Origin of the sequence: Amycolatopsis australiensis (genome assembly GCF_900119165.1) — a bacterium.
GTDB lineage: Bacteria > Actinomycetota > Actinomycetes > Mycobacteriales > Pseudonocardiaceae > Amycolatopsis > Amycolatopsis australiensis.
In genome coordinates, this window is sequence record NZ_FPJG01000006.1 from 677,302 (window position 1) to 701,673 (window position 24,372).

At 72.2% G+C, this 24,372-nt stretch carries 26 protein-coding genes; 16 read left to right on the forward strand and 10 right to left on the reverse strand.

The window, feature by feature from the left end:
- Nucleotides 1–13 precede the first annotated feature (13 nt).
- Entirely contained in the window at nucleotides 14–340 is a 327-nt protein-coding gene (locus BT341_RS45170) for a hypothetical protein (RefSeq protein ID WP_177328740.1), read from the reverse strand.
- Nucleotides 341–460: 120 nt separating this feature from the next.
- Between BT341_RS45170 and BT341_RS04440 the strand changes: the two genes are divergently transcribed.
- Nucleotides 461–1,693 carry an MFS transporter gene (locus BT341_RS04440; protein WP_072475040.1) on the forward strand — a complete coding sequence of 411 codons (1,233 nt, stop codon included), beginning with the start codon at nucleotides 461–463 and terminating at the stop codon, nucleotides 1,691–1,693.
- Nucleotides 1,694–1,702: 9 nt separating this feature from the next.
- Nucleotides 1,703–3,028 (forward strand): LuxR family transcriptional regulator, encoded by a 1,326-nt coding sequence (locus BT341_RS04445; RefSeq protein WP_072475041.1) that lies wholly within the window; start codon nucleotides 1,703–1,705, stop codon nucleotides 3,026–3,028.
- On the opposite strand, the gene BT341_RS04450 is transcribed toward BT341_RS04445, so the two are convergent.
- Complete coding sequence (locus BT341_RS04450; RefSeq protein ID WP_072475042.1) at nucleotides 3,002–3,562, reverse strand: TetR/AcrR family transcriptional regulator; 561 nt, start codon at nucleotides 3,560–3,562, stop codon at nucleotides 3,002–3,004. The two genes, BT341_RS04445 and BT341_RS04450, sit on opposite strands and share 27 nt — an antisense overlap.
- Nucleotides 3,563–3,657: 95 nt before the next feature.
- Between BT341_RS04450 and BT341_RS04455 the strand changes: the two genes are divergently transcribed.
- Nucleotides 3,658–4,431, forward strand: a complete 774-nt coding sequence (locus BT341_RS04455) for a nuclear transport factor 2 family protein (RefSeq protein WP_072475043.1) — start codon at nucleotides 3,658–3,660, stop codon at nucleotides 4,429–4,431.
- Here the strand turns inward: BT341_RS04455 and BT341_RS04460 are convergent.
- From BT341_RS04460 to BT341_RS04470, 3 genes are all read right to left on the reverse strand, one after another.
- Nucleotides 4,394–5,182 (reverse strand): metal-dependent hydrolase, encoded by a 789-nt coding sequence (locus tag BT341_RS04460; RefSeq protein ID WP_072475044.1) that lies wholly within the window; start codon nucleotides 5,180–5,182, stop codon nucleotides 4,394–4,396. The two genes, BT341_RS04455 and BT341_RS04460, sit on opposite strands and share 38 nt — an antisense overlap.
- A 60-nt stretch (nucleotides 5,183–5,242) precedes the next feature.
- Nucleotides 5,243–5,596, reverse strand: coding sequence for an STAS domain-containing protein (locus BT341_RS04465; protein WP_072475045.1), 354 nt, complete (start codon nucleotides 5,594–5,596; stop codon nucleotides 5,243–5,245).
- A gap of 206 nt (nucleotides 5,597–5,802) precedes the next feature.
- On the reverse strand, nucleotides 5,803–6,111 hold the full coding sequence (locus tag BT341_RS04470) for a WhiB family transcriptional regulator (protein ID WP_072475046.1): 309 nt from the start codon (nucleotides 6,109–6,111) through the stop codon (nucleotides 5,803–5,805).
- A gap of 164 nt (nucleotides 6,112–6,275) precedes the next feature.
- On the opposite strand from BT341_RS04470, the gene BT341_RS04475 reads away from it, so the two are divergent.
- The 3 genes from BT341_RS04475 to BT341_RS04485 all read left to right on the forward strand — a co-directional run bounded on the left by BT341_RS04475 (nucleotide 6,276) and on the right by BT341_RS04485 (nucleotide 7,949).
- Entirely contained in the window at nucleotides 6,276–6,692 is a 417-nt protein-coding gene (locus tag BT341_RS04475; protein ID WP_072475047.1) for an ATP-binding protein, read from the forward strand.
- Nucleotides 6,689–7,468, forward strand: coding sequence for a SigB/SigF/SigG family RNA polymerase sigma factor (locus BT341_RS04480; protein WP_072475048.1), 780 nt, complete (start codon nucleotides 6,689–6,691; stop codon nucleotides 7,466–7,468). The genes BT341_RS04475 and BT341_RS04480 overlap by 4 nt, the downstream gene beginning before the upstream one ends.
- Nucleotides 7,469–7,529: 61 nt before the next feature.
- Entirely contained in the window at nucleotides 7,530–7,949 is a 420-nt protein-coding gene (locus tag BT341_RS04485; RefSeq protein ID WP_072475049.1) for an ATP-binding protein, read from the forward strand.
- Here BT341_RS04485 and BT341_RS04490 read toward each other — a convergent pair whose 3' ends face one another.
- The gene (locus BT341_RS04490; RefSeq protein ID WP_072475050.1) at nucleotides 7,950–8,441 is read right to left on the reverse strand and encodes a MarR family winged helix-turn-helix transcriptional regulator; all 492 of its coding nucleotides are present in this window, start codon (nucleotides 8,439–8,441) and stop codon (nucleotides 7,950–7,952) included.
- A gap of 41 nt (nucleotides 8,442–8,482) precedes the next feature.
- Here BT341_RS04490 and BT341_RS04495 point away from each other — a divergent pair, with 41 nt between their 5' ends.
- The gene (locus tag BT341_RS04495; RefSeq protein WP_072475051.1) at nucleotides 8,483–9,460 is read left to right on the forward strand and encodes an aldo/keto reductase; all 978 of its coding nucleotides are present in this window, start codon (nucleotides 8,483–8,485) and stop codon (nucleotides 9,458–9,460) included.
- A gap of 9 nt (nucleotides 9,461–9,469) precedes the next feature.
- Entirely contained in the window at nucleotides 9,470–10,105 is a 636-nt protein-coding gene (locus BT341_RS04500) for a nitroreductase family protein (protein WP_425426297.1), read from the forward strand.
- 82 nt (nucleotides 10,106–10,187) lie between these two features.
- Here BT341_RS04500 and BT341_RS04505 read toward each other — a convergent pair whose 3' ends face one another.
- The 3 genes from BT341_RS04505 to BT341_RS04515 all read right to left on the reverse strand — a co-directional run bounded on the left by BT341_RS04505 (nucleotide 10,188) and on the right by BT341_RS04515 (nucleotide 12,390).
- Nucleotides 10,188–10,934, reverse strand: coding sequence for a 3D domain-containing protein (locus tag BT341_RS04505; RefSeq protein WP_072475053.1), 747 nt, complete (start codon nucleotides 10,932–10,934; stop codon nucleotides 10,188–10,190).
- A gap of 135 nt (nucleotides 10,935–11,069) precedes the next feature.
- Nucleotides 11,070–11,708, reverse strand: a complete 639-nt coding sequence (locus tag BT341_RS04510) for an alpha/beta fold hydrolase (RefSeq protein WP_072475054.1) — start codon at nucleotides 11,706–11,708, stop codon at nucleotides 11,070–11,072.
- Between the two features lie 10 nt (nucleotides 11,709–11,718).
- Nucleotides 11,719–12,390 carry an HNH endonuclease family protein gene (locus BT341_RS04515; RefSeq protein ID WP_072475055.1) on the reverse strand — a complete coding sequence of 224 codons (672 nt, stop codon included), beginning with the start codon at nucleotides 12,388–12,390 and terminating at the stop codon, nucleotides 11,719–11,721.
- Between the two features lie 177 nt (nucleotides 12,391–12,567).
- On the opposite strand from BT341_RS04515, the gene BT341_RS04520 reads away from it, so the two are divergent.
- From BT341_RS04520 to BT341_RS44105, 5 genes are all read left to right on the forward strand, one after another.
- Complete coding sequence (locus tag BT341_RS04520) at nucleotides 12,568–13,611, forward strand: tetratricopeptide repeat protein (protein WP_072475056.1); 1,044 nt, start codon at nucleotides 12,568–12,570, stop codon at nucleotides 13,609–13,611.
- A gap of 38 nt (nucleotides 13,612–13,649) precedes the next feature.
- A complete protein-coding gene (locus BT341_RS04525) occupies nucleotides 13,650–14,135 on the forward strand; it encodes a hydrogenase maturation protease (RefSeq protein ID WP_072475057.1) in 486 nt (161 codons plus the stop codon).
- Nucleotides 14,136–14,254: 119 nt separating this feature from the next.
- Nucleotides 14,255–16,165, forward strand: a complete 1,911-nt coding sequence (locus BT341_RS04530; protein WP_084742753.1) for a hypothetical protein — start codon at nucleotides 14,255–14,257, stop codon at nucleotides 16,163–16,165.
- On the forward strand, nucleotides 16,165–18,972 hold the full coding sequence (locus BT341_RS04535; RefSeq protein WP_072475058.1) for an ATP-binding protein: 2,808 nt from the start codon (nucleotides 16,165–16,167) through the stop codon (nucleotides 18,970–18,972). The genes BT341_RS04530 and BT341_RS04535 overlap by 1 nt, the downstream gene beginning before the upstream one ends.
- Entirely contained in the window at nucleotides 18,969–21,131 is a 2,163-nt protein-coding gene (locus tag BT341_RS44105) for a midas domain-containing protein (protein ID WP_072475059.1), read from the forward strand. The genes BT341_RS04535 and BT341_RS44105 overlap by 4 nt, the downstream gene beginning before the upstream one ends.
- Nucleotides 21,132–21,134: 3 nt before the next feature.
- Here BT341_RS44105 and BT341_RS04545 read toward each other — a convergent pair whose 3' ends face one another.
- Nucleotides 21,135–22,040, reverse strand: a complete 906-nt coding sequence (locus BT341_RS04545) for a LysR family transcriptional regulator (RefSeq protein WP_072475060.1) — start codon at nucleotides 22,038–22,040, stop codon at nucleotides 21,135–21,137.
- A gap of 87 nt (nucleotides 22,041–22,127) precedes the next feature.
- Between BT341_RS04545 and BT341_RS04550 the strand changes: the two genes are divergently transcribed.
- From BT341_RS04550 to BT341_RS04560, 3 genes are all read left to right on the forward strand, one after another.
- Nucleotides 22,128–23,453, forward strand: coding sequence for an aspartate aminotransferase family protein (locus BT341_RS04550; protein WP_072475061.1), 1,326 nt, complete (start codon nucleotides 22,128–22,130; stop codon nucleotides 23,451–23,453).
- A gap of 73 nt (nucleotides 23,454–23,526) precedes the next feature.
- Nucleotides 23,527–24,099, forward strand: a complete 573-nt coding sequence (locus tag BT341_RS04555) for a hypothetical protein (protein ID WP_072475062.1) — start codon at nucleotides 23,527–23,529, stop codon at nucleotides 24,097–24,099.
- Nucleotides 24,096–24,299, forward strand: coding sequence for a DUF6186 family protein (locus BT341_RS04560; protein WP_072475063.1), 204 nt, complete (start codon nucleotides 24,096–24,098; stop codon nucleotides 24,297–24,299). Before BT341_RS04555 ends, BT341_RS04560 begins: the two co-directional genes overlap by 4 nt.
- Nucleotides 24,300–24,372 lie beyond the last annotated feature (73 nt).

Genomic DNA, 24,372 nt, shown 5'->3' on the forward strand with positions numbered 1-24,372 from the left:
CCCGGCGCTTTCGTCAGTCGCGCCAGCTGCTGGTCAGCGGCAACGCGGGGGTCGACGAGGTGGGCGTGGTCGAGGTCGGTGCGGTCGTCACCGTCACCTCGACCACGCTCGTCCTGGTGGTCGGCGATGCCGTCTCGACCGACGTGACGGTGGACGGCGGCACCGAAGCGGTCACGGTGACGGGCACGGCGGCAACGGTGCTGGTCGGCGCCGGAGTGGTGACTTCGGCGGCTTTCGGCCCCGGACGGCCCGCGATCAGCAACGCGGCCACCAGCAGCCCGGTGGCGAAGCCCGCGATCCCGGTCACCATGGCGGAACCCCAGGTAGGTCGGCCGCTCATCCGGCACCCCCTCGCCACGCGTAGCGCAGGTACGAGGAATAACTCGCGTTGATCTTAGCTCTTGTTACCGACCGTGCACCTTGAGCGTCATGGACTCAAGTTTCTTGCTAGCTTGGATTCATGGGGGCACTGGCGAACCGCGACTTCCGCCGGCTGTGGCTGGCGGACCTCGTGAGCCAGCTCGGCAGCCGGATCGACGCGCTGGCCGTGCCGCTGCTCGCGGCCACGACGCTCGGCGCGCCGGTCTTCGAGGTGTCGCTGCTGCGGACCGCCGAATCCCTGCCGTACCTGGTGCTCGGCCTGCAGGTCGGCGCGTGGTGCGACCGGATGCGCCACCGCCGGGTGCTGATCGCCGCCGACGTCGGGCGAGCCGTGCTCATCGCCTCGATCCCGATCGCCGCGTTGTTCGGCGCGCTGGGCCTGGCCCACTTGCTGGCCGTGGTCCTCGGGGCCGGGCTGCTGAGCGTGTTCTTCGACATCGCGCACCAGACGTACGTCCCGCGGCTGGTCCCGCGCGACGAGCTGCCGGACGCGAACGCCCGGCTCCAGACCAACCTCTCGATGGCCGCGGTCGCCGGGCCGGGCCTGGCCGGGCTGATCGTCCAGGCGCTCGGCAACGCCACGGCCCTGGCCGTCGACGCCGTCAGCTACCTGTGGTCGGCGTTCTGGCTGCGCCGGATCGAAACACCGGACGCGCGCCCCGAACCCCGGTCACGACGGCTGCTGCGCGAAATCGGCGACGGGCTGCGCGTGGTCCGCGCTGATCGCATCCTGCTGGCGATCAGCCTCCACGGCGCGGTGTCGAGCTTCTTCCAGTCGATGCACCTGGCGATCGTGATCGTCTTCCTCGCCCGCGACGTCGGGCTCCCGGCGTGGGCCATCGGGCTGCTCGGCACGGCGACCCTGACCGGCGCCCTCACCGCCGGGCTCACCGCGCGCCGCCTCGGCGAGCGGATCGGCGGGGCGCGGGCGCTGTGGGGCGCGGCCCTGCTGTACGGCCTGGCCTACCAGCTGTATCCGTTCACCGGCCGCGGCTGGGCGCTCGCCTGTTACGTCGTCGCGGGCTTTTTCACGAGCTTCGGCGTCATCGTGCTGAACGTGTTCGGCATGAGCTTCCAGCAGGCGGCCGCGCCACCCGGGCTGCTGGGCCGGGTCAACTCGATCACGCACACGCTGGTCTTCGGGGCCATCCCGCTCGGCAGCCTGCTCGGCGGCGCACTGGCGAGCGCGTCCGGGATGCGGACGACCCTGCACGTCGCGGCGGCCGGGGTTCTGGCTTCGGCCGCCATCCTCGTCTGCTCGCCGCTGCGGAAGCTGCGTGACCTGAACGGCGTCTCAGCACCGCACCCCTAGCTTCGAAGCATGGACGAAACCGCGCGGGCCCACCGGCTTTCCGAGGCGGCCCACTTCGCGTGGAAGGCCGGGAACCCCGCGCGGGCCCGGCGGCTGCTCGACGTCATGACGGCGACCGTGCCCGAGCCCGTCGCCCGTCCGCTCGCCGGGCGGCTGCGCGGGCTGATCGAGCTGTACAGCGGCAACCTCGCCGCCGCTCAGGACCACCTGACGCGGCTCGCGGGCCGGGTCGATCCCGGTCACGCGGCCCGCGTGCTCTTCCTGGCCATCGACGCCGCCCACCACCGTGACCGCTGGGACGACGTCCTCGCGCTGGCGCGGCGGATCACCGCGCTGCCCTGCGAACCCGGCTTCCACGTCCTCGCCGAGCTGCTCGCCGGCGAGCGGGAGACGCCCGATCCGTGGCAGATCCTCGACGCCGTGCCGGACACGCTCACCGAGCGGCACGCGCACCGCTGGCTCGTCACCATGGCGATCAGCCGCCGCGGGCCGCACCGGCAGGCGACGCGGGAGTTCGGGCTCGTCGCGGCGGAACGCTTGCGCGCCAACGGGATTTCCGCGCTGTACGCGGTTCTGCTGCCGTGGCTGGCCGAGCTGGAGCTGGACCTCGGCCGCTGGGACGACGCGCGAGCGCACGCGAAGGAAGCCCTGCGGGCCGCGGCCGAGCAGCGCGTGACAGCGGTGGACGCCCATGCGGTGCTCGCGCGGCTGGCCGCGTTGCGCGGCGACACCGAGGCGTGCCGCGAGCACGCGGGCCTGGTGCTGCGGGAAGCGCCCGCTCAGGACAACGCGCTGGCCGCGGCGCAGGCACGGTGGGCGCTGGGCGCGTTGCACCTCTCCCGTGGCGAGTACGACGCGGCGGTGGAGCGGCTCTCGTCGCTGGGGCACCGGGACGTCGCCGCCGCGGCCGCCGTCGACCGGGCCGAGGCGCTGTCCGGCGGTCTCACCCGCTGCCCGGCGCCGGACACACCGTTCGAACGGGCGCGCGGCCGGCTCCGCGACGGCCAGCGGCTGCGGCGCGAGCGGCGGCTCACCGCGGCGAAAGTCGAGCTGCGGGCGGCACTCGAGACGTTCGAGAGCCTTGGCGCGGCGGAGTGGGCCGCGACGGCGGGCCGCGAACTGCGGGCGGCCGGTTCCCCGGCGTCGGCGACCGGACGGCTGACGGCACAGGAGCGGCAGGTCGCGGAGCTGGCCGCGGCCGGGCTGTCGAACCGCGAGATCGGCGCGCGGCTGTTCCTCAGCCCGCGGACCGTCGGATACCACCTGTACAAGGTCTTCCCGAAGCTCGGCATCGCCAGCCGGGCACAGCTACGCGACGTCGCCCTCCCGGGGTGACGCGCGCAGGCCGTCGACGACGACGCGGACCAGGTGGCGGCTGCCCGGCGAATACCGCTCGACGGCGAGGCAGCCGACGATGAGCGCGCGCAGGTCGTCGCCGTCGATGTCGGGGCGGACCGCGCCGGCTGCCTGGGCCCTGGCCAGCAGCTCGCCGAGCGCGGCGCGGAACCCGTCGCCCGCGCCGGCCTTGAAGGCGTGGCCGCCCGACTCGGCGAGCGCGTCGCAGATGGCGCGGTTGAGCGACGCCTGCTTGATCACGCGGACGAAGTAGTCGAGGAACGCTTCCCCGGGGTCCTCGGCGTCGGCCAGCGCCCGCGCCTCTTCGGCGAACTGCTCGATCCGCTCCAGCACGACGGCCTGGAAGAGCGCTTCCTTGCTGGGGAAATGCCGGTAAACCGTGCCGGCCCCGACGCCGGCGAGCCGGGCGATGTCATCGAGCGGCACGGCGAGCCCGTCGACGGCGAACGCCTCTTCGGCGGCAGCCAGGACCTTCGCCCGGTTGCGCTGCGCGTCCGCGCGCATCTTCGCCATCTTGCCTCCTCGTTGACAACCGGAACGCACACTCCGTATCGTCGTAACCGGGTGCACCGTTCCGATTCAACACCCGAGTCCGCAGGAGAATTCCGATGCCACGCACCGTGCCCGAAATCGCCGCCCTGGTCCGCGAGGGAATGTCCACTTTCGACACCACGCCGTTCGCCGGCATCCTCGCTGTCGACGCCGTGTACGAGCTGCCGTTCCAAGGCCGGCGGATCGAAGGCCGCGAAGCGATCCTCGCTTCGCTCGACGCCGCCGGGGACCGGGCGCGGGCGGCCGGCCTGACGCGAGCGCGGGTCACGACCACTCCGGCGGACTCGGGGTTCGTGGTGGAACTGGTGGTCGCGGGCCCGTCGTTCGAGTTCCCGTCCTCCGTGGGCATCCTCACGGTCTCGGACGGCGAGATCACCGCCTACCGCGACTACCCGAACGTGGCGGCGGCTTCGCGGTTCGCGCGTGCGGTGTTCGACGAGTTCCTCGCGGCCTCGGTCGAAAACCGCTGGGACGACCTGGCCGACCTGTACGCCGAAGACGTCACGATCGAAATGCCGTTCACCCTGCCGGGTGTCCCCCGGCTGACGCACGGCCGGGAAGAACTGCGCCGCCGGTTCCGCGCGGCCGGGCAGGTCCGCCGCCTCACCGGAGCGGCCAACGTCGTCGTCCACGAGACCGGCGACCCCACGGTGCTGGTGGCCGAGTTCGACCTGCACGGCGAGACGCGTGGTGAGCCGTTCGTCTCGTCGTACGTGCTGGTCATGACGGTCGAGAACGGCCGGATCGCCTACTCCCGCGACTACACCGACACCGCCGCGGCGGCACAGCGGCTCAAGGCGTTGTCGCCTGCTGGGACGCCGGCGGAATGAACAACCGCTCGACCGTGCTCACCGTGTAGTCCCACACCCCGGGCACCAGCAGCACGCCGAGCACCACGAACACCGGGAAGACCAGCCGCTTCTCGACCTTCTTGCCCGTGCGGAACCGCAGGAACCGGGGCGGGCGCAGCTCGTACCACGTCTCGCCCGCGATCGGGACCGGGAACAGGAACGGGCAGCCCGCCTCGGTGAGCGCGTCGCCGAGGCAGTGCGTCAGGCAGCCCGCCGCGACCGCCACGCCGAGCCAGCCCGAAATGGCGGCCAGCTCGCCCGCGCGGTCCGGCGGGGCCGTGAAGAACCACCACGCCACCGCCGCGCCGCTGACCGGCAGGAGCCAGTCGCCCAGCGCGCCTTCCGCCAGCATCAGCCCGAAGATCACGACGCCGACCACGGCCCACGGACCACCCTCGGCGCAACCCCACGACGTGAGCGCGCCCAGGCCGGCCGCGAACAGCACGGTGTGGGAGAGGTGGCGGTGCTTGCCGGTCACCTTCTCGTCGCGCGGCCCCTTCGTCAGGGCGTAGACGGCCGCGGAGACGCGGCGCAGCAACCAGGACAAGGCGCCCGTCAGCCAGCCGAGAAGGCGGGACGCACTCGCACCGGGGTGGTCGAGGTCGGGCAGCAGGGCGAACCCCGCCGTCGTCGCCGCGAACACCACCGCCTGGTGCACCGAACCCGCCCCGACCGCGGGCGCCAGGGCCAAGCCCGCGCACCAGCCGGTCAGGGCGTGCGTCCGCCCCATCATCGTGCCGCCCCCATGCTCCGCGAACCGAAGACCAGTCCGCGGAACCGTAGCGGGCGGTCAGGCTTGGGGGTCCTCCGACACGCTCAGGTGCTCGGCAACGCCGGTGAGCTCGATCACGCGGCTCACCGCGGGACTCGGCACGACCTCGAGCTCGACGTTCTGCTCGCCGGCCTGGCGTTGTGCGCGCAGCACGACGTTCAGGGCGGAGGAATCGAAGAAGGTCACCCCGGTCAGATCGGCCACGACCCGCTGCGCGCGCTTGTCCGCGATCAGCCCCGCCAGGGCCTCCTGCAGCTGCGGGCTGGTCAGCAGGTCGAGCTCGCCGGTGACCACCACCCGGGGCTCCGTCGCGTCGGTGTCCAGCGTGATGCCGAACCCGGGCGGGGTGGCGTTCTGGTCGGCTGCGGGCATGCAGTTTCTCCTCGTCAGGCGCTGCTCCTGCGCCGGGTACGCGCCTGTTGTCTCAAGCGGCAACCGTGTCACCGTGCCTTCCCGATGCTGGCGCCGGGCACGGTCAAGGCAACTCCGGGGCCAACCCTAACCCAGGAAGCGGCCGAGCCCGCCACGGCCGCCTCCGTTTCCCGCCTGCTGCTCACGTACGATCCGATCCTGCCTGCTCAGTGCGCGCTCATCGCCTTGCGCGCCGCGCGGCGCTGGCGCAGGAACAGCTGCCGCCGTTCGATCTCCCCGAGCCCGCCCCAGATGCCGTAGGGCTCCTGCACGGTCATCGCGTGCTTGCGGCACTGCGCCAGGACCGGGCAGGTCTGGCAGATCGCCTTGGCGCGCGACTCGCGCCGCTCCCGCGCCGAACCACGCTCGTTGTCCGTGTGGAAGAAAAGGCTGCTGTCCGCACCCCGGCACGAACCGCGCAGCTGCCATTCCCACTCTTCAGCAACCACGTTGGGCAGCCGGCTCACGTCAGCCATGTCGTCCCTGCCTTTCCCAGCATCTCCCATGTCGACCGCTACATGCCCGCCGGTGGAGCGGATCAAACCCGGGTTTGGTTTGCTCACCCCACGGGCATCTCGCGACCGGGCGTGAAGAGGACACCGCCGAACACCTGGAGCGCGAGCCGGAGAAAGGAACAAACGTGGAGGACAACGCCCCGCTGGTCCCGGAAGGCGCGCAGGTCATCGAGGTGCGGACGGCCGCGATCCCGCACGTCGTGCCGACGCTGCGCACGATCGTGGCGGACATCGCCATGCGCCAGGACTTCGACCTCGACGCCGTCGAGGACCTCCGGATGGCGGTGGACGAAGCCTGCTCGCTGCTGCTCCCCGCCAGCTCGGACGGCCGCCTCACCTGCGTCTTCTCCTGGAGCGGGCCGCGCATCGAGGTCTCGGTTTCGGTGCTTTCGGACACCCCCGACCACGAGGACGACACGGGCCTGTCGTGGCAGCTGCTGACCGCGCTGGCGACGTCGGCCGAGCGCACGGTCACCCCGGAGAACGGCGGCTACCTGTCGCGGGTCGACCTCGTCCGGGAGAGCCAGGCGGCGGACTCGTGAACGATCCCGCCGGGAGCAGCGGGAACGACCTCGACGTCGGTGCGCTGTTCACCCAACTCGCCGCGCTGCCGGCGGACTCCCCGGAACGGGAGCGCATCCGGGACACGCTCGTGCGTGCCCACCTGGAGCTGGCGCGCAACCTGGCCCGGAAGTTCCGCAACCGGGACGAGGCGATGGAGGACCTGGTCCAGATCGCCACGGTCGGGCTCATCCACGCCGTCGACCGGTTCGACCCCACCCAGGGCACCGACTTCCTCGCCTTCGCCGTTCCCACCATTTCGGGTGAACTGCGCCACCACTTCCGCGACAACAGCTGGTCGGTGCGGGTCCCGCGGCGGCTCAAGGAGCTGAACGCGAACATCTCCGCCGCGCGCGAGGAGCTCACCGTGCAGCTTTCGCGGGCGCCGAAGCCGAGTGAGATCGCCGCGCGCCTCGGCGTGCCGATCGAAGACGTCTACGAGGGTCTTCGCGCCGGTCAGGGCCGCTACGGGGCATCGCTGGACCACCTGCTGGAGAACGCGGCGCACACGCGGTTCGGGGCGCCGGACGCCGAGCTGGGGCAGGCCGAGCTGCGCGAAGCGCTGCGCCCGATGCTGGAGAGCCTCCCGGAGCGGGAGCGCAAGATCGTCGCGCTGCGGTTCGGGTCGGGGATGAGCCAGTCGGACATCGCGCGCCGCGTCGGGGTGTCCCAGATGCAGGTGTCGCGGTTGCTGGCCGCGACGTTGAAGAAGCTGCGTTCGGGCCTGGACGAATCCGAGCTGGCTGACGGCACCTGATTAGCCGCTCAGCCGCTTGGGTACCTCGCGGACGGTACCGGACTCTCTGGGAGGGGGACCATTGACGACGTCGAACCTGCCGCAGCGCACGGCCGTGCCCGCCGCGCCGCTGACGGTGTTCCTCCCGGCCGACGTCACCGCCCCGGCCCGCGCGCGGCACGAGGTCCGCTCCGTCCTGCTCGGTTTCGGCCTGCTCGAGACGCAGCTCGACGACGTCCTGCTGGCCACGTCGGAGCTGGTGACGAACGCCTTCGAACACGGTGACCGCCCGCAGCGCCTGGAGCTGGCCTACGCCGACGGGCTGCTGACGCTGCGGGTGCACGACACCAGCAGCCGGCTGCCGGAGCTGCGGGCGCCGGCGCCGGCGCAGGCCCGCAGCCGCGGGCTCGTCCTGGTGCAGGCGTTGTCCGAGGACTGGGGCTTCGAACGCCGTCCCGGTGGCAAGGTCGTCTGGGCCGTCTTCCGCATCCCCGGCGCCTGATCAGGGGTCCAGCAGCTCGCGCGCCGCGGCGGTCTCGCCGATCCGCTGCCGGAACGGCTTCCGCTCCAGCGCCGCCACGATCGCGTCCAGCACGCCGCGCAGCGGGTACGGCAGCTCGGCTTCCAGGGCCTCCGCCGCCTCGGTCGTCGCCGTCCACTCCGCTTCGATCAGCGGGAGCAGCTCGCGGGTCTTCGCGGTGAGCGACACGATCCGCCGCCGGGCGTCGGCGCCGGGTTCGAGCCGGACCAGGCCGGCGCGGCTCATCTGCGCGACGGTCTGGCTGGCCGCCGAGTGCGTCACGCCCAGCTCCGCCGCGAGGTCGCGGATGGCCAGCGGGCCGCGCGCGAGCAGCGCCCGCACGACCGGCGAGTAGCGGGGGCGGTAGCCGTCGAGGCCGATGTCGGCGAGGAACCGCGCCACGTCGGTCTCGAAGATCTCGAGGACGTGCCGCATCCGGGTCCCGAGCCCGTCCGGACCCGACGTCATGGCCATGACGGCCGATCATAGGCGGCCGCGTGTGCTTGGATCGCGGCATGGAGAACCGGAAGATCGCCCGGCTGGGCCGCGAAGTGTCCGTCGTCGGGCTCGGCTGCTGGCAGCTGGGTGCGGACTGGGGCGAAGTCGACGAGAAGGACGCCTTGGCGGTGCTGCACGCGGCCGCCGACGCCGGCGTGACGTTCTTCGACACCGCCGACGTCTACGGCGACGGCCGCAGCGAGCAGCTGGTCGGCCGGTTCCTGGCCGAGCGCGGCGGTGTGTTCGTCGCGACCAAGATGGGCCGCCTCGTCGAGCAGGTGCCGGAGAACTACGTCGCGGCGAACTTCCGCGAGTGGAACGACCGGTCGCGCCGCAACCTGGGCGTCGACACGCTCGACCTGGTCCAGCTGCACTGCCCGCCGACGCCGGTGTACTCCTCCGACGCGGTGTACGACGCCCTCGACGCGATGGTCGACGAAGGGCGCATCAAGGCGTACGGCGTCAGTGTCGAGACGTGCGAAGAGGCGCTGACGGCGTTGGCCCGGCCGAACGTGGCGTCCGTCCAGATCATCCTGAACTGCCTGCGGCTCAAGCCGCTCGAGCGCGTCCTGCCGGCCGCGGCCGAGGCGGGCGCCGGCATCATCGCGCGCGTCCCGCTGGCGTCGGGCCTGCTGTCGGGCCGGTACACCGCGGACACGAAGTTCGCCGAGAACGACCACCGGAACTTCAACCGGCACGGCGAAGCGTTCGACGTCGGCGAGACGTTCTCGGGCGTGCCGTTCGAGGTCGGGCTGGAGGCCGTCGAGCGGCTGCGCGGGCTCGTGCCACCCGGTCAGACGCTGGCGCAGTTCGCGTTGCGGTGGATCATCGACCAGCCCGGTGTCAGCACCGTTATCCCGGGTGCGCGCAACCCCGGCCAGGCGACGGCGAACACCGCGGCGGCCGCGCTTCCGCCGCTGCCGCCCGAGGCGCTGGCGGGCGTGCGCGAGACGTACGACGACCTGGTCCGCCCCCTCGTCCACGACCGCTGGTAGGCCGCCATGATGACCCCCGAAGAGCTGCTGACCACGACCCGGACCGTGCGCAAGCGGCTCGACCTGGACCGGCACGTGCCCCTCGACCTGGTGAAGCACTGCCTCCAGGTGGCGTTGCAGGCGCCGAGCGGCTCGAACACCCAGCGCTGGCAGTGGCTGGTGATCACCGACGCCGGCCAGCGCGCGGCGCTCGGCCGGATCTACAGCCGGGCGTGCCACGAATACCTGGCGTCGGACCGGGCGGCGGGCAAGCTCTTCGCCGACGACCCGGCGCGCTCGGCCGTGCAGCGGCGGGTCGGCAGCAGCGTCGAGTACCTGGCGGACCGGATGGGTGACGTCCCGGTGCTGGTCGTGCCGTGCCTGGAGACGCCGTCGGCGGAACTGCCGCCGGGCAACCAGGCGGGGCTGTGGGCGTCCCTGCTGCCGGCGGTGTGGAGCTACATGCTGGCGGCCCGCTCGGTGACGCTGGGCACGGCGTGGACGACGCTGCACCTCAAGTACGAGCAGGAGGCGGCCGAGGTGCTCGGGCTGCCGCCGAACGTGCACCAGGCGGCCCTGATCCCGACGGCGTTCTACACGGGCGACACGTTCAAGCCCGCGGCGCGGCAACCCCTCGACGAAGTCCTGCACCTCGACCGCTGGTGACCGCCGCCGCGCGGACCTCCTTGCCGGGGCGTTTGGGGACGTCGGCGAGGAGGCCCGCGACGGCCTTCCGCGGGCGGGAGGTCTAGTGCACGGTCAGGGTCAGCCGCTGGACGCCCCAGGCGTCGGCCTGCGATCCCGGCAGCCAGACGTCGACGATGTCGTCCTTGATCCAGCTGCCGATGTCCGCCGCGTAGCACTCGCCGTAGCCGGGCACCGAAAACCGGGTGCCCCACGGGATGATCCGGGCGTCCACCGCGCAGAAGCCCGGCCCGGCGGAGTACCCGAGCGCCGTCTGCGCGACGTCGTTGTACGACGTGACGCGGTAGTTCAGCGTGGTGCCCGCCGGGATGCGGTAGGGCGCGAGCCGGTTCCCGGCGTCGAGGCGGTACGCGGTCGAGATCTGGCCGAGCGAGCCGGGTGAGTTGTCCTCGGCCGTCATGGCGTAGAGCTGGTAGTTCGCGTTCTGGCACGGGCTCGCGTCGGTCACCGTGAGCGTCGGCTGGCCCCAGTCGCTGATCCACTGCAGGGCCTGGCCGTTGCGGAACGCGCGGTACGCCTTCGCGCCGGCGACCCTGGCGAAGGTGAAGGTGACCTTGCCGTCGGCGCCGAGACCGCCGCTGACCGAGCCGGGTGCGGGCAGGCGGGTGCTGACGTCGACGGCGCCGACCAGCGTGCCGGGGCCCTGGCCGCCGGTGACCGGGCGGTCCGGGATGGGGCCGGGGTAGAAGTGCTGGCAGGCGGGCAGCGTGGCCGCGGACGCCGCCGGGGCGGGCGCGACCACCAGACCGGCGGCCAGCACCGCCGGGGCGAGGAACCTGGCGAGACGCATGACGGAACCTCCATGGTGGGGACCGGGGTGGAGGCGCGGGATCACCGCTGGCGCAAACGTTAAGTGGCCTGGACCACTCCGTCAATAGGTCTAGACCTTTAGCCGAGGCTGGTACCCGAACGGACCAAGCGGGCGCTACAGGTAGCTGATCAAGCGGTCGGCCAGTTCGGCCGGACGGCTCAGCGCGACGCAGTGCGAGCCGTCGATCTCGTCCGGCTCCAGCCCGAGCCGCTCGCGGGCCACCCGCCGCTGGAAGTCCCGGGTGAAGAACCGGTCGTCGCGGCACAGCAGCACGCGCGTCGGGACGTCCGGGTGGGCCGGCAGCGGCCACGGCTCGCCGCCTTCCCTGCTGGCCTGCTCGCGCCCGCGCGCCTGGCACTCCCGCGCCAGCTCGGGCGGAACGTCGTTGAAGTACGTCTCGAGGTCGTTCAGCCCGGCCGGCGACGCGAACCCGGTGTTGCCCCACCACTGCCCCGGCGGCTCCCCCGGCGCCGGGATCATCCCGGCCAGGTACACCAGCAGCCGCGCCCGCACCTTCGCCGCGACGAGCGGCGCGGTGAACCCGCCGTACGAATGGCCGACGACGGCGACGTCCGTGCGGTCGCCCAGCGCGTCCAGCACCGTCTCGGCGAAGGAATCCAGCCCCGCCGCCGGGTCGGTGATCGGCAGGTCCGGCGCGACCGCGTCGTGGCCGCGTGCGGCCAGCTCGGGTACCAGCAGGTGGAAGTCCCAGCCGCTGCCGCCGCCTCCGTGGATGAGCGCGAACGTCGTCATACCGCTCAGCTCAGCAGCGGCCCAGCATGTCGGTCAAGGCGGTCTTCTCGGCCTGCGTCACGGTGAGCCCGTAGTAGTGCTTCACGACGATCCAGTCGGTCGCGTAGGTGCACCAGAACGACACCAGCGGCGGCTTCCACTGATCGGGCGCCTTGTCGCTCTTCTGCTGGTTGACGTTGTCGGTGACGGCGAACAGCTGCGGGCGCGTCAGGTCGTTGGCGAACTGCTCGCGCTTCTCGGTCGTCCACGTCTTCGCGCCGCTCGCCCACGCCTGGCCGAGCGGGACCATGTGGTCGATGTCCACGTCGGTCGGCTTGGTCCACGTCTCGTCGTCGTAGACGCTGGTCCACGTGCCGGAAACGGGCCGGCAGTCCTTGTCGGTGCGCACGTCCTTGCCGTCGCGCTTGAGCACGACCTCGCGCGTGTCGCAGCCGCCGCCCTGGCTGTCCCAGTGCGGGAACTTCTCGCGCGAGTAGCCGTCCATCGACGTCCGCGGGGCGACGGTCAGCTCGTCGAGCTGCTTCCGCGCGTCGGCCGCACTGGCCGGAACCGGTGCCGGCGACGGCGGGGTCGCGCCCGCGCCGCGGCTGGTCACCCAGTACCCGAAGAGGGCGACCGCCAGGATCGCGACTACCAGCAGGATTCGCTGCGTCACGCTGAGCCGAAAGCCGCGGGCCGCCAAGATTTTCTCCTCTCACCTGCGCGTGCGCGCGGCGTAGTGTCACCTCCACCGGCCCGGGAAAACCGCGCCGACACGACGACCTGGCGCGAATGTGATCTCGCCCACCCACGGCGCAGCTGTCACATCAAGCCGAGCAACTGCGACTACCGGAGCAGGACCAGCCGGAGGGAGCAGCCGATGCCCGGTCGGCTCAAGAAGTTCGACGAGTTCTTCCAGCGCAAGGCCGCCGAGGGCGGCAACGTCGTCGCCATGGCCCGGATGGGGCTGGCGATGCGAGAGCGCGGGGAGCTCGCCGAGGCCGAGTCGTGGTACCGGAAGGCCGCCATGGGCGGCGACCGCGTCTCCATGACCGCGCTGGCGCACCTGCTGGCCGAACGCGGCGCCCACGACGAAGCCGAGCGCTGGTACCACGAAGCGGCGCTGGCCGGCGAGCCGCACGGGATGCTGAACCTGGCCCGCTCCTACGAGCGGCGCGGCAAGCGCGAAGACGCCCAGCACTGGTACAGCGAGGCGGCCCACACCGGCGACCTGCCCTCGATCGCCGCCCTCGGCCGCCTGCTGCGCGAGCAGGGCCGGACCGAAGAGGCCGAGCCGTGGCTGCGGCAGGCCGCCGAAGCGGGCATCACCGGCGCGATGATCGACCTCGGCATCGTGCTCCGCGACCGCGGCCAGGCCGCCGAAGCGTCCCGCTGGTGGCGGTCCGCCGTGCAGGCGGGCGACCTCGCCGCCACCTGCCAGCTCGGCAGGCAGGCCGAGCGCCTCGGCCGTCCCGGCGACGCCGAGTCGTGGTACCGCCAGGGCGCGAGCGGCGGGCACGTCGAGGCGATCGTCCGGCTCGGGCTGCTGCTGCACCGCCGAGGCGACCTCGAAGAGGCCGAGAACTGGTACCTCGACGCCGCCGAGCGCGGCGACCCGGCGGCGATGACGAACCTGGGCGTCCTGGCCCGCAACCGCGGCGACGAAGGTGAGGCCGCCGCCTGGTACCGCAAGGCCGCCGAGCACGGCAGCGTCCCGGCGCTCACCAACCTCGGACACCTCGCCGAGCACCGGGACGACCTCGCCGAAGCCGAGCAGTGGTTCCGGCGGGCCGCTCAGACGGGTGACGTCCAGGGCATGCTCAGCCTGGCCAGGATGCTGCGGTCGCGCGGCGCCGCCCACGAGGCGGAAGTGTGGCTCGCCCGCGCGGAGCACGTCCAGGACGACCGGGAGCACCAGTTCTGACTATTGTGTGATCCACTTCACAGTTCTAGCCTGGACGGATGAGGCCTCGGGTCCTGGTCGCGGGCATCGGCAACGTCTTCCTGCGGGACGACGGCTTCGGCGTCGAAGTGCTCCGGGAACTCGACCGGGCCGGCCTGCCGCCTTGGGTGCAGATCGCCGACTACGACATCGCGACGGTCCACCTGGCGTACGACCTGACCGGCGGCTACGACACCACCATCCTCCTGGACGCGACCCCGCACGGCCGCCCGCCGGGCACGCTGTCGCTGACCGAGGAGCTGACGTCGGCGTCGGCGACCGACACGCACGGCCTGCGCCCGGACGCGGTGTTCCGCCTGCTGCGTCTCCTGGGCGGCGACGCGGGCCGCGTGCTGCTGCTGAGCTGCGAACCGGCGTGCCTCGACGGTGGGCTCGGGCTGTCCCCGGCGGTCGAGGCCGCGGTGCCCGCCGCGGTGCGCGTGGTGACCGAACTGGCCTGGGGCGCCAGCCCGGAACTGCCGGCCCGGCAGGCCACCCAGGTCTGATCTGGCAGCACCCGGTCACTGTCCGGATGTGGACGATCGGGGGAACTCTGTCACTCCCGGGCGCGTTCTGGGGCACAATCGTGCGGCAATCGGGCGTACGGCGGACTCCGGAGGGGCCAGTGCAGGGGCGGGACGTCGTGGTCGGCGGGACGACCGAAATGTGGGAGCGGCTGTTCGGGTCGCGGGAGACGTGGGGCTGGGAGTTCACGCCCCCGGCGCCCGTCACCGTCAGCCCGGAGGCGGCGACCCCGCCGGTTGCCGAGCAGGTCTACGCGCCCCACGACTACCAGCTGCGGGAGAAGCGCAGCAAGCGCGCCTGGCTGGGGCTGCTCGGCTGGATCGCGCTCACCTTCGTGCTCGTCGTGATGCTCGACGCGATGATGGAAAGCGTCTCCAAGCAGGTCCCGCTGGCCGCCGAGATCTTCGCGAGCGTCGTGTTCGGCGTCGGCGTCCTCCTCGCGGTGATCCACTTCTTCCGGACGCGGCGGCGGTTCACCGTGCTGAAGCGCAGCTACGAGTCCCACTACAACCGCGCGCTCGAGTCCTACAAGCAAGCGCACTTCGCGTGGCAGCAACGCGTCGCCGAGCACGACCGGCGCGAGCGCGACCGCGTCGGCTCCGCGATGCTGTGGCAGCCGGTGAAGCTCGGTTCGCGGCCGAACCGGATCGACGTCTTCGGCGGGACCGAGGACGGCTGGGCGAGCCTGCTCGCCACCAGCGGCGCGGCCCAGCTGGCCGCCGGCGCGTCGATGCTCCTGCTGGACCTGACCGACATGGCCGTGGGCGACGACCTGGCGACCGCGGCGGCCGGCAAGGGCTACGAGGTCGCGGTGCACGAGCTGCCGCGCGACCTCGGCGCGTTCGGCCTGCTCGCCGACCTCGACCCGCACGAGCTGGCCGAGGTGCTCGCCGAGGCGATGCACAACCTGAACCGGACCGCGATGGGCGCCGACCTGCGCGGCCTGCACGCGGACCTGCTGGCCACGGTCGCCGAGCGGCTGAGCGGGCCGGTCACCTTCACCAAGCTGGTCGCCGGGCTGCAGGTGCTGCGCCGGGTGTACGACGCGGGCTCCGACGAGACACTGTCGGCCGACGAGCTGCGCAAGCTGAACTCCTACGTCGACACCGTCGGCAACACCGAGCAAGTCCGCAACGAGCTCATCGCGCTCGAAGGCGAGATCCGCGGGCTGGCGCGAGCCGAGCAGGCGCAGGACACCGCGCCCACCGGGTTCCGCGCGAGCTGGCCGGTGCGTGGCCTGTCCGTCGTCGCGACCCGGACCAAGATCGGCAGGCACAAGCGGTTCCTGGACCACGTCGTGTTCCACCGCGCCCTGCAGGAGCTGCACACCCGCGACACGACCGGCCGGGAGGTGCTGGTCGTCGCCGGCGCCGACCAGATCGGGCTCGAAGCCCTCGAAGCCATGGCCCAGCAGGCCCGGCGGGCCGGTGTCCGGCTCGTCTTCCTGCTCCGCCACCTGCGCGACGACCTGCGGAAGCTGCTCGGCGGCGCGGGCAGCGTCAGCCTGCTGATGCAGCTGGGCAACGCCGAAGAGGCGGCGGCCGCCGCCGAGTACATCGGGCGCGGCTTCAAGTTCGTGCTGTCCCAGCTGACCGAAGAGATGGGCAAGACGTTCACGCACGGCACGGCGTCCAGCCAGGGCGGCTCGGTCGGCACGTCGCACAGCCGCGGCTACACCTTCGGCACCAACAGCTCCTACACCAGCGGCAGCGGCGGCAACAGCTCGTCCACGATGGGCACCTCGTCGAGCCGCACGACCACGAACACGACCACGCGCGAGCGGAACTGGCAGGAAACGGTCAACCAGTCCGAAGGCATCTCGCGCAGCGAAGGCGAGACGATGGCCCGCGTCTACGAGTTCCAGGTGGAGCCGACCGCGCTGCAGTCGCTGGCGCCGACGGCGTTCGTGCTGGTGGAAGCCGGCCCCGGCGGCCGGCGCGTGGTCATGGGCGACTGCAACCCCGGCATCGTGCTGCTCGACCGGGTCGCCCGCGACGCGCTGCCCCGCTGATGTCGCCCCTCGACGGGTTCGGCTTTCACCGTCTGCTGTCGGTGCCGCGCGGCGACGACCTGGCGACGAACGCCGACCGGCCCGACGAGACGGGTGGCCGGGCCCCGGCCCAGCTGTTCGCCGCGCTGACCGCGGCCCACGCCGGGCTGCGCCACCACGGCCCGGACGCGGCGTTCGCCGTCGCCTGGGACCGCACGGGCGGGGCACGGCCGCTGCGGGTGCTGGTCGGCGGACGGCCGCACTCGCCGGTCGCGCGGCCGGCGGCCGGGCCGGTGCCGATCCTCTACCCGCCGGGCAGCCTCGGCACGCCCGTGCCGGCGGCCGAGGTCGCCGACCGCTGGGCGGCGCTGCCCGCGTGGACCCGCTGCGCGGGTGGCCATGATCCACTGTGGACGCCACAGTCCCGTTCGGAAGCGCCGGGCCGCGGCGGCTTCGACGACTACGTCGCCCACCTGCCCGGCGAGTTCGTCTGGCTCGTCGTCGCCGAGCCGCTGGGCGCCGACGCCGTGGAGCGCGAGCTCGTCGGGCTCGAGACGACGATCCCGCGGCTGCGCCAGCGGGAGAACTCCGAGCCGGACCGCATCGCGCTGCTGCGGGCGGAAGGCCGGTACCGGGAGCTGTCGCGGGCGCAGTCGGCGGGGCTGTGGACGGTGCACGTGCTGGTCGGCGGCCCGGACGAGCCGAGCGCCCGCGCGGCGGCCGCGCTGCTCTGCAGCGCCAGCGATCTCGACACGCTGCCGTACGTGCTGACGCCCGGCACGGAGTGCGCGAAGTTCGCCGAGGCCTGGCAGGCGCCGGGCGCTTTCTCCGCGCCCGGCGAGTTCGTCGCGGCCATCGCCCGCCCGCCGCGGCGCGAGCTGCCGGGGATCCGGATGACCGAGCCACCCCTGTTCGACGTCACCCCGGAACAGCAGGGCGAGGTCCCGCTGGGCACCGTCCTCGACGACGCCGACCAGCCGGTCGGCGAGTTCTCCGTCGCGCTGGACACGCTCAACCGGCACACGTTCGTCGCGGGCGCCACGGGTTCGGGCAAGTCGCAGACCGTCCGGCACCTGCTGGCCGGCCTGCACGAGGCGGGCGTGCCGTGGCTGGTGATCGAGCCCGCGAAGGCGGAGTACGCGGCGATGGCCGGCCGGATCGGGCCCGGAGGCCGGGTCACGGTGATCCGGCCCGGCGACCCCGACGCGTACCCGGCGGGGCTGAACCCCCTCGAACCGGTGGCGGGCTTCCCGCTGCAGACGCACCTGGATCTGACCCGCGCGTTGTTCATGGCCGCGTTCGACGCGGACGAGCCGTTCCCGCAGGTGCTCGCGCAGGCGCTGACCAGGTGCTACACCGAGCAGGGCTGGGACCCGGTGACCGGCGAGGTGCGCGGCCGCGTCGAGCCGGTGAAGTACCCGAGCCTGGGCGACCTGCAAGCGACGGCGATCGAAGTCGTCAAGGGCATCGGCTACGGCAAGGAGGTCGCCGACAACGTCCGCGGCTTCGTCGACGTCCGCATCGGCTCGCTGCGGCTCGGCACGCCGGGCCGGTTCTTCGAAGGCGGCCACCCGCTCGACGTCGCGGCGCTGCTGCGCGGCAACGTCGTGCTGGAGATCGAGGACATCGGCTCGGACATGGACAAGGCGTTCTTCATCGGCGCCGTGCTGATCCGGCTGTTCGAGCACCTGCGCGTCCACCACGGCGCGGGTTCGCCGGGGTTGCGGCACGTGCTGGTGCTGGAGGAGGCGCATCGGCTGCTGAAGCGGGCGGAGCCGGGCAGCCCGACCGAGCACGCCGTGGAGCTGTTCACGTCGCTGCTGGCGGAGATCCGGGCGTACGGCGAGGGAATCGTCGTCGCCGAGCAGATCCCGGGCAAGATCGTGCCGGACGTCATCAAGAACACGGCGTGCAAGATCCTCCACCGGCTGCCGGCGGAGGACGACCGGCTGGCGGTCGGGGCGACGATGAACCTGAGCGAGGCCCAGTCCCGGCACGTCGTCACGCTGCCACCCGGCCGGGCGGCGGTGTTCACCGACGGCATGGACCGCCCGCTGCGGCTGTCGATGCCGCTGGGCGAGTCACTGGAGGACGCTTCGGCCGTGTCGAAGACGCCGGCGCTGGCCGCGCGGCGAAGTGTCGCGTGTGGACAGTTGTGCGCGGAACGGCCGTGCACGTTGCGGGAGCTGGGCCGGGCGGTGTACCGCGCGGACGAGGACCCACAGCTGGTGCTGTGGCTGGAGCTGCTGACGGTCGCGCACATCACGGGTCGCCGTGCTCCCGAACCGGACCCGGGCTGGATCGCGTCGCTGCACACGGCGTACGACGAGCGGACCCTGGAATGCGCGGTGGCACACCGGATCCAGGCGGCGGTGGACGCCCGGTACGCGGGCATCACGGAGTACAACGCGGCGGACGAGTTCGTCGCGCACCTGGCATCGAGCGCCGGGCGGACGCTGGCCGGTGCGCCGTCCGGCTGCGACGGCACGGAAGTCCGCTGGCAGGCGGGAAGTTACCGCTGGTACGACGTCCTGGTGGCATTGAAGCGGGGCGAGCCGGTGGACACGTCGTCACGCGGGTTGGAGCTGCCGGGATCGACACCGGAGGAGCGGCTGGCATCGTTGCGCCGGCGACCGGACACGTGGCGAAACGACGACGCGACGGTGCTGGGCACGGTATCCCCGACACGGATCAATAAGGCGGCGAGCAGGCTGAGCAACGCACGGGACGCGGTGACGCGTTTCGAGTCGGCAACGGCATTCCTGAACTTGAAGTTCCCGGCGGCGCGGGTGCTGCGGATGGACACGAAGCGAGGGGCTGAGGGATGAATGAGACGAGCGACGCACCGGAAGCCCCGGAACCACCGCCGGAACCGGCGGAGGACGACCAGCCGGCGGGCCCGGTGGAGGACGAACCGACGGACTCGCCAGGCACTGACCAGCAGCAACCGGAAGGCTCGGCGGAAAACCCACCGGCAGCAGCGGACCCGGCGGACGATTCGGACCAGCAGAGCGGCCCGGTGGAGGACGAACCGACGGACTCGCCAGGCACTGACCAGCAGCAACCGGAAGGCTCGGCGGAAAACCCACCGGCAGCAGCGGACCCGGCGGACGATTCGGACCAGCAGAGCGGCCCGGTGGAGGACGAACCGACGGACTCGCCAGGCACTGACCAGCAGCAACCGGAAGGCTCGGCGGAAAACCCACCGGCAGCAGCGGACCCGGCGGACGATTCGGACCAGCAGAGCGGCCCCGTGGAGGACGAACCGACGGACTCGCCAGGCACTGACCAGCAGCAACCGGAAGGCTCGGCGGAAAACCCACCGGCAGCAGCGGACCCGGCGGACGATTCGGACCAGCAGAGCGGCCCCGTGGAGGACGAACCGACGGACTCGCCAGGCACTGACCAGCAGCAACCGGAAGGCTCGGCGGAGAACCCACCGGCAGCAGCGGACCCGGCGGACGATTCGGACCAGCAGAGCGGCCCCGTGGAGGACGTCGAGGATGAGGACGGCGCGGAAGGAGCGACCGCCACCGACGACCACACCGAAGAACCCGACAGCCGTCAGGACGAGGCAGCGACCGAAGAAGCCGCCCACCCGGACGAAGACGACCACAACGACGAAGCGAACCACCTCGCCGACGAAACCGAACAACGCAACGAGGAAACTGACGACAACACCGACCAAGCCGAGGAAACAGACCGCCACGACGCCGACGAAGATGATCGCCGCGCCGAGCAAGCCGACGACAGCCGTGCCGACGAGGACGACCGTCGCGACGAGGAGGACACCGACGCCGACGATCCTGACAACGTCGAGCGAGAACGGGAACTGAAGCCGAACGACCCACGCTGGGACGGCCCGTGGAACTCGGTGGCATCCGAATCCCGGACCGACCAACCGCCGACGGCCACCGCGGAGCAGGAACCCGGTCGTGAGCCGACGGAATCCTCTCAGGAGGGCGAGCGGAATCAAGACGACCGTCAGGCGTCCGAGCGTGACGCGGAGTCCCGGGACCAGGACGACTTCGGGCGCGAACGGGAACTCGCCCCGCGCAGCATGGCCGGGGACACGTCCGCGAGCGGATCCCGGGTCGAGCAGCCGGCGGCGCCCCAGGAAATCCCGTTGGTCCAGACCGGTCCGGAAATTGCCGGAGCCCGGCCGGAAGTTCCGCAGCGAACGCCCGCCGAAATGCCGGTTGTCCGTCCGCAGGAACAGACTGTCGCCTCGCCCGCGACGATGGAACTGAGTGCCCGAGCGGTCGCGGGAGACAGGTCCGAGGCCAAGCTCGCGCCTGGCGCCGAAACCCGGGTGGAGCCGACCACCGAGAGCCGGGGCCGGGAAAGCGACCGATACGAAGGCTTCTACGACCACAAAACCGGCGACCTTCGGCTCGGCCCCGAAGACCGAAGCACCGCCCCGGAACTGCAGCGCGCGCACCCCGGCGACACCACCGGCGGCGCGTGGCAAGAGCCGTTCTCCTCGGACGGCGACACCGTGGCGAGGTACGAGGAGGGCGAGGGCTGGACGCGCACGGAGCAACGCGAGCCCAGCAGCCGGAACGAAACCTCCGACCAACCGGACCGCGACGACATCGGCGTGGCCGACGACGAGGTTCCGGAGGAACCGGAAGAGGACCCGCTGAACGAGGCCGAGGAAGCGGCAGAGTACGTCGACAAGGTCGTGGAAGGCCGCCCGGAACAGGAGCGCTCGGAGACCGGCGAGGCAAAGACCGAGAGCGGCGAAACCAGGACCGGACACGAGGAAACCGTGATGAGGACCGGACACGAAGCTCATATCGAAGCGGTCCCGCCGACCGAGCCCACCCTGGGCGCAGCCACGTCCTTCCTGTTGGGTGCGGCCGCGCTGTCCAAATCGGGCGGCAGGGCCCTCGGCGACACGTGGAAGTCCCTGCGCGGGGACGAGCCGTCCATGATGCCAGAAGAGCCGGAAAACCCCGACGAGGACGAGGACGAGGAGAAATAGCCGTTACGGCCTCCACTCGGTGAGGGCCGGAAGATCGGGCGGCCGCCGAAGAGCGTCGAGGACCGCGTTCACCCCCGCGCGTAGCGGTGTTCCGCGGCGGACCACCGCCGCGATCGTGCGCGTCACGGGGGTGGCCAGCTCGCGGGTCGTCACCCGGTAACGCCGGTCCACCGCCAGGCCCGGCAGCAGCGCGATCGACAGCCCCGCCTCCACGTGCTGCAGGGTCATCAGGTAATTGCTGAACCGGCACACCACCCGCGGCTCGAAGCCCGACTCGCGGCACAGCCTCAGCGTCAGGTTCGCCATGTACGACTGCGGCATGTCCAGCGCCCACGGCTCGTCCGCGTAGGCCGACAGCACCGCCGGGCCGCGCGGGGCGTCGGCCGCCGAGACCAGGACGATCGGGTCCTTCGCCAGCGGGACGATGTCCAGGTCCGGGCCCAGCGGGAGCTCGACGAAGTCGGTCGTCGTGATGATCACGTCCGCGTCGCCGCCGCGCAGGGCCGGGATGCTCGCGTGCGGCTCCAGCTCCAGCAGCTCGACGTCCAGCCGCGGGTACGCGCTCGCCAGCCGCGTCACCGCCGGGACCGCCATCGTGTGGATCGCGCTCTGGAACGCGCCGAGCCGGACCAGGCCGGCCGGTTCGTCGCCGAGGCCGCGCAGCTCCGCCTCGACCGTGTCCATGTGGTCGAGGATCGCCCGCGCGCGCCGCGCCAGCATCAGCCCGGCCGGGGTCAGCCGGACGCGGCGGCCGGTGCGTTCCAGCAGCTGGGTGCGGGTTTCCGCTTCGAGCACGGCCAGCTGCTGCGACACGCTCGACGCGCTCAGGTTCGCGTCCTGCGCCACCGCGCGGACCGTGCCCAGCGTGTCGAGCCGGCTCAGCAGCCGCAGGCGCCACGGGTTCAGCATGCCCGCATTCTTGTACGGGAAAGCCGAACAAGAAAGCCGGAATCGTGAGATGGACGTGTCGCTCGACGCGGCCTTACCGTCGAAGCCATGGCTGCTCCGACCTCCGAAACCACCGCGGAAGCGTTCTGGACCGACGCCGACAAGCACCTCGTGCGCTACGGCGGCGCCTTCACGCGCGAAATCATCGACCACGCCGAAGGCAGCTTCGTCGTCACCGAAGACGGCCGCCGGATCCTCGACTTCACCTCCGGCCAGATGAGCGCGATCCTCGGGCACTCGCACCCGGAGATCGTCGAGACCGTCGCGCGGCAGGCCGCGAAGCTGGACCACCTGTTCAGCGGCATGCTGAGCCGCCCGGTCGTCGACCTGGCGCGGCGCCTCGCCGAGACGCTGCCGGCGCCGCTGGAGAAGGCACTGCTGCTGACCACCGGCGCCGAGTCGAACGAGGCGGCCATCCGGATGGCGAAACTCGTCACCGGCAAGCACGAGATCGTCTCGTTCGCCCGGTCGTGGCACGGCATGACGCAGGCCGCGGCGAGCGCGACCTACAGCGCGGGCCGCAAGGGCTACGGGCCGGCCGCGCCGGGCAACTTCGCCATCCCGGCGCCCAACGCGTACCGGCCGGACTTCACCGACGCCGACGGCCGCCTCGACTGGCGCAAGCAGCTCGACTTCGGCTTCGACCTGATCGACGCGCAGTCGGTCGGCAGCCTGGCCGCGTGCCTCGTCGAGCCGATCCTCAGCTCCGGCGGCATCATCGAGCCGCCACCCGGCTATTTCGCGGCCCTGCGGGAGAAGTGCCGGGAGCGCGGCATGCTGCTGATCCTCGACGAGGCCCAGACCGGGCTCTGCCGCACCGGGAACTGGTACGCGTTCGAGCGCGACGGCGTCGTCCCGGACATCCTGACGCTGTCGAAGACGCTCGGCGCCGGACTGCCGCTGGCGGCGGTGCTGACGAGCGCCGAAATCGAGCAGGAGGCGCACGAGCGCGGGTTCCTGTTCTTCACCACGCACGTCGCGGACCCGCTGCCGGCCGCGGTCGGCAACACGGTGCTCGACGTGCTGATCCGCGACCGCCTCGACGAGCGCGCGCTGCGGCTCGGCTCGCTGCTGCGGCACGGTCTCGAGCGGATCTCCTACCGGCACGAGGTCGTCGGCGACATCCGCGGCCGCGGCCTGCTGGCCGGGCTGGAGCTGGTGGTGGACCGCGAAACCAAGCGCAGTTCGGACGAGCTGGGCGCGCGCGTGACGCGGCGCTGCCTCGAACTGGGGCTGCACATGAACATCGTGCAGCTGCCCGGAATGGGTGGAGTGTTCCGGATCGCGCCGCCGCTGACGGCGACCGAGGACGAGCTGTCGCTCGGCCTGTCGATCCTCGACGAGGCGATCGGAGACGCCGTCAAGACGCTCTGAGGGCGGAATCCGCTGGCCGGGCGCGACGTTTTTTGTTAGCAATGACAAGGACCTGTCGCGAAGGAGCTACCCCATGGCTCTCGGCTTCCGCAGTCAGTCGCACTACGTCGACTTCCCGGTCGTCGCGCTCACCCTCGCGGCGATCGCGCACTGGATCCGCGGCGCGCCCGCGGACGCGCTGATCTTCCTGGCGGTCACGCTGCTGCTTTTGGTCACCGAGCGCCCGCGGGCGGACGTCGAGGCCGAACTCGCGGAGCCGTTCCGGGTCCCGGGGTTCGCGGTGGTCGCGGCGGGTCTGCTGGTGCTGGCGTTCGGCCGCGACAGCGTCCCCGTGGCGGTCGCGATCTCGGCGATCGGCCTGGTGGCGCTGTTCGCGGAGTGGCGCGACCCGTCCCTGCCGGCCGACCGCCCGGTGCCGCCCCGGGCGTGGCTGTGGTCGGCGGTGGCGCTGTCCTGGTGCGGCTGGGAGCTGCTGTCGTTCGTGTACGAGCAGGCGGCGGGCGGGCTGTCGCTGACCCACCCGACGATGAGCGACCTGGTGGACCCGCTGCTGAAGAGCCGGATTGTCCAGGCGCTGGCGATCACGGGCTGGCTGGCGGCGGGCCTGGCGATGCTGCGCGCGGCGGCGACGGCGAGGCGGTCGTGAGCACGCGGGTGATCACCGAGCTGGGCTTCGCCCTGATCGTCCTGGCGGCGATCGGGCTGGGGGTGGCGAGCCACGTGGCACCGAAGCGGGTCCCGAAGCTGACGAGCGTGCTGGCGGTGGTGATGCGCCGGCGCAGCGCGCGGATCGCGTTCGTGCTGGCCTGGTGGTGGGTGGGCTGGCACTTCTTCGTGGGACATTGAGCGGATGGACCGCTGAGTGCCCGGCAAAGAAAGGCCCCCTTGCCGGCCCGGGGAGCCGGCAAGGAGGCCTCCT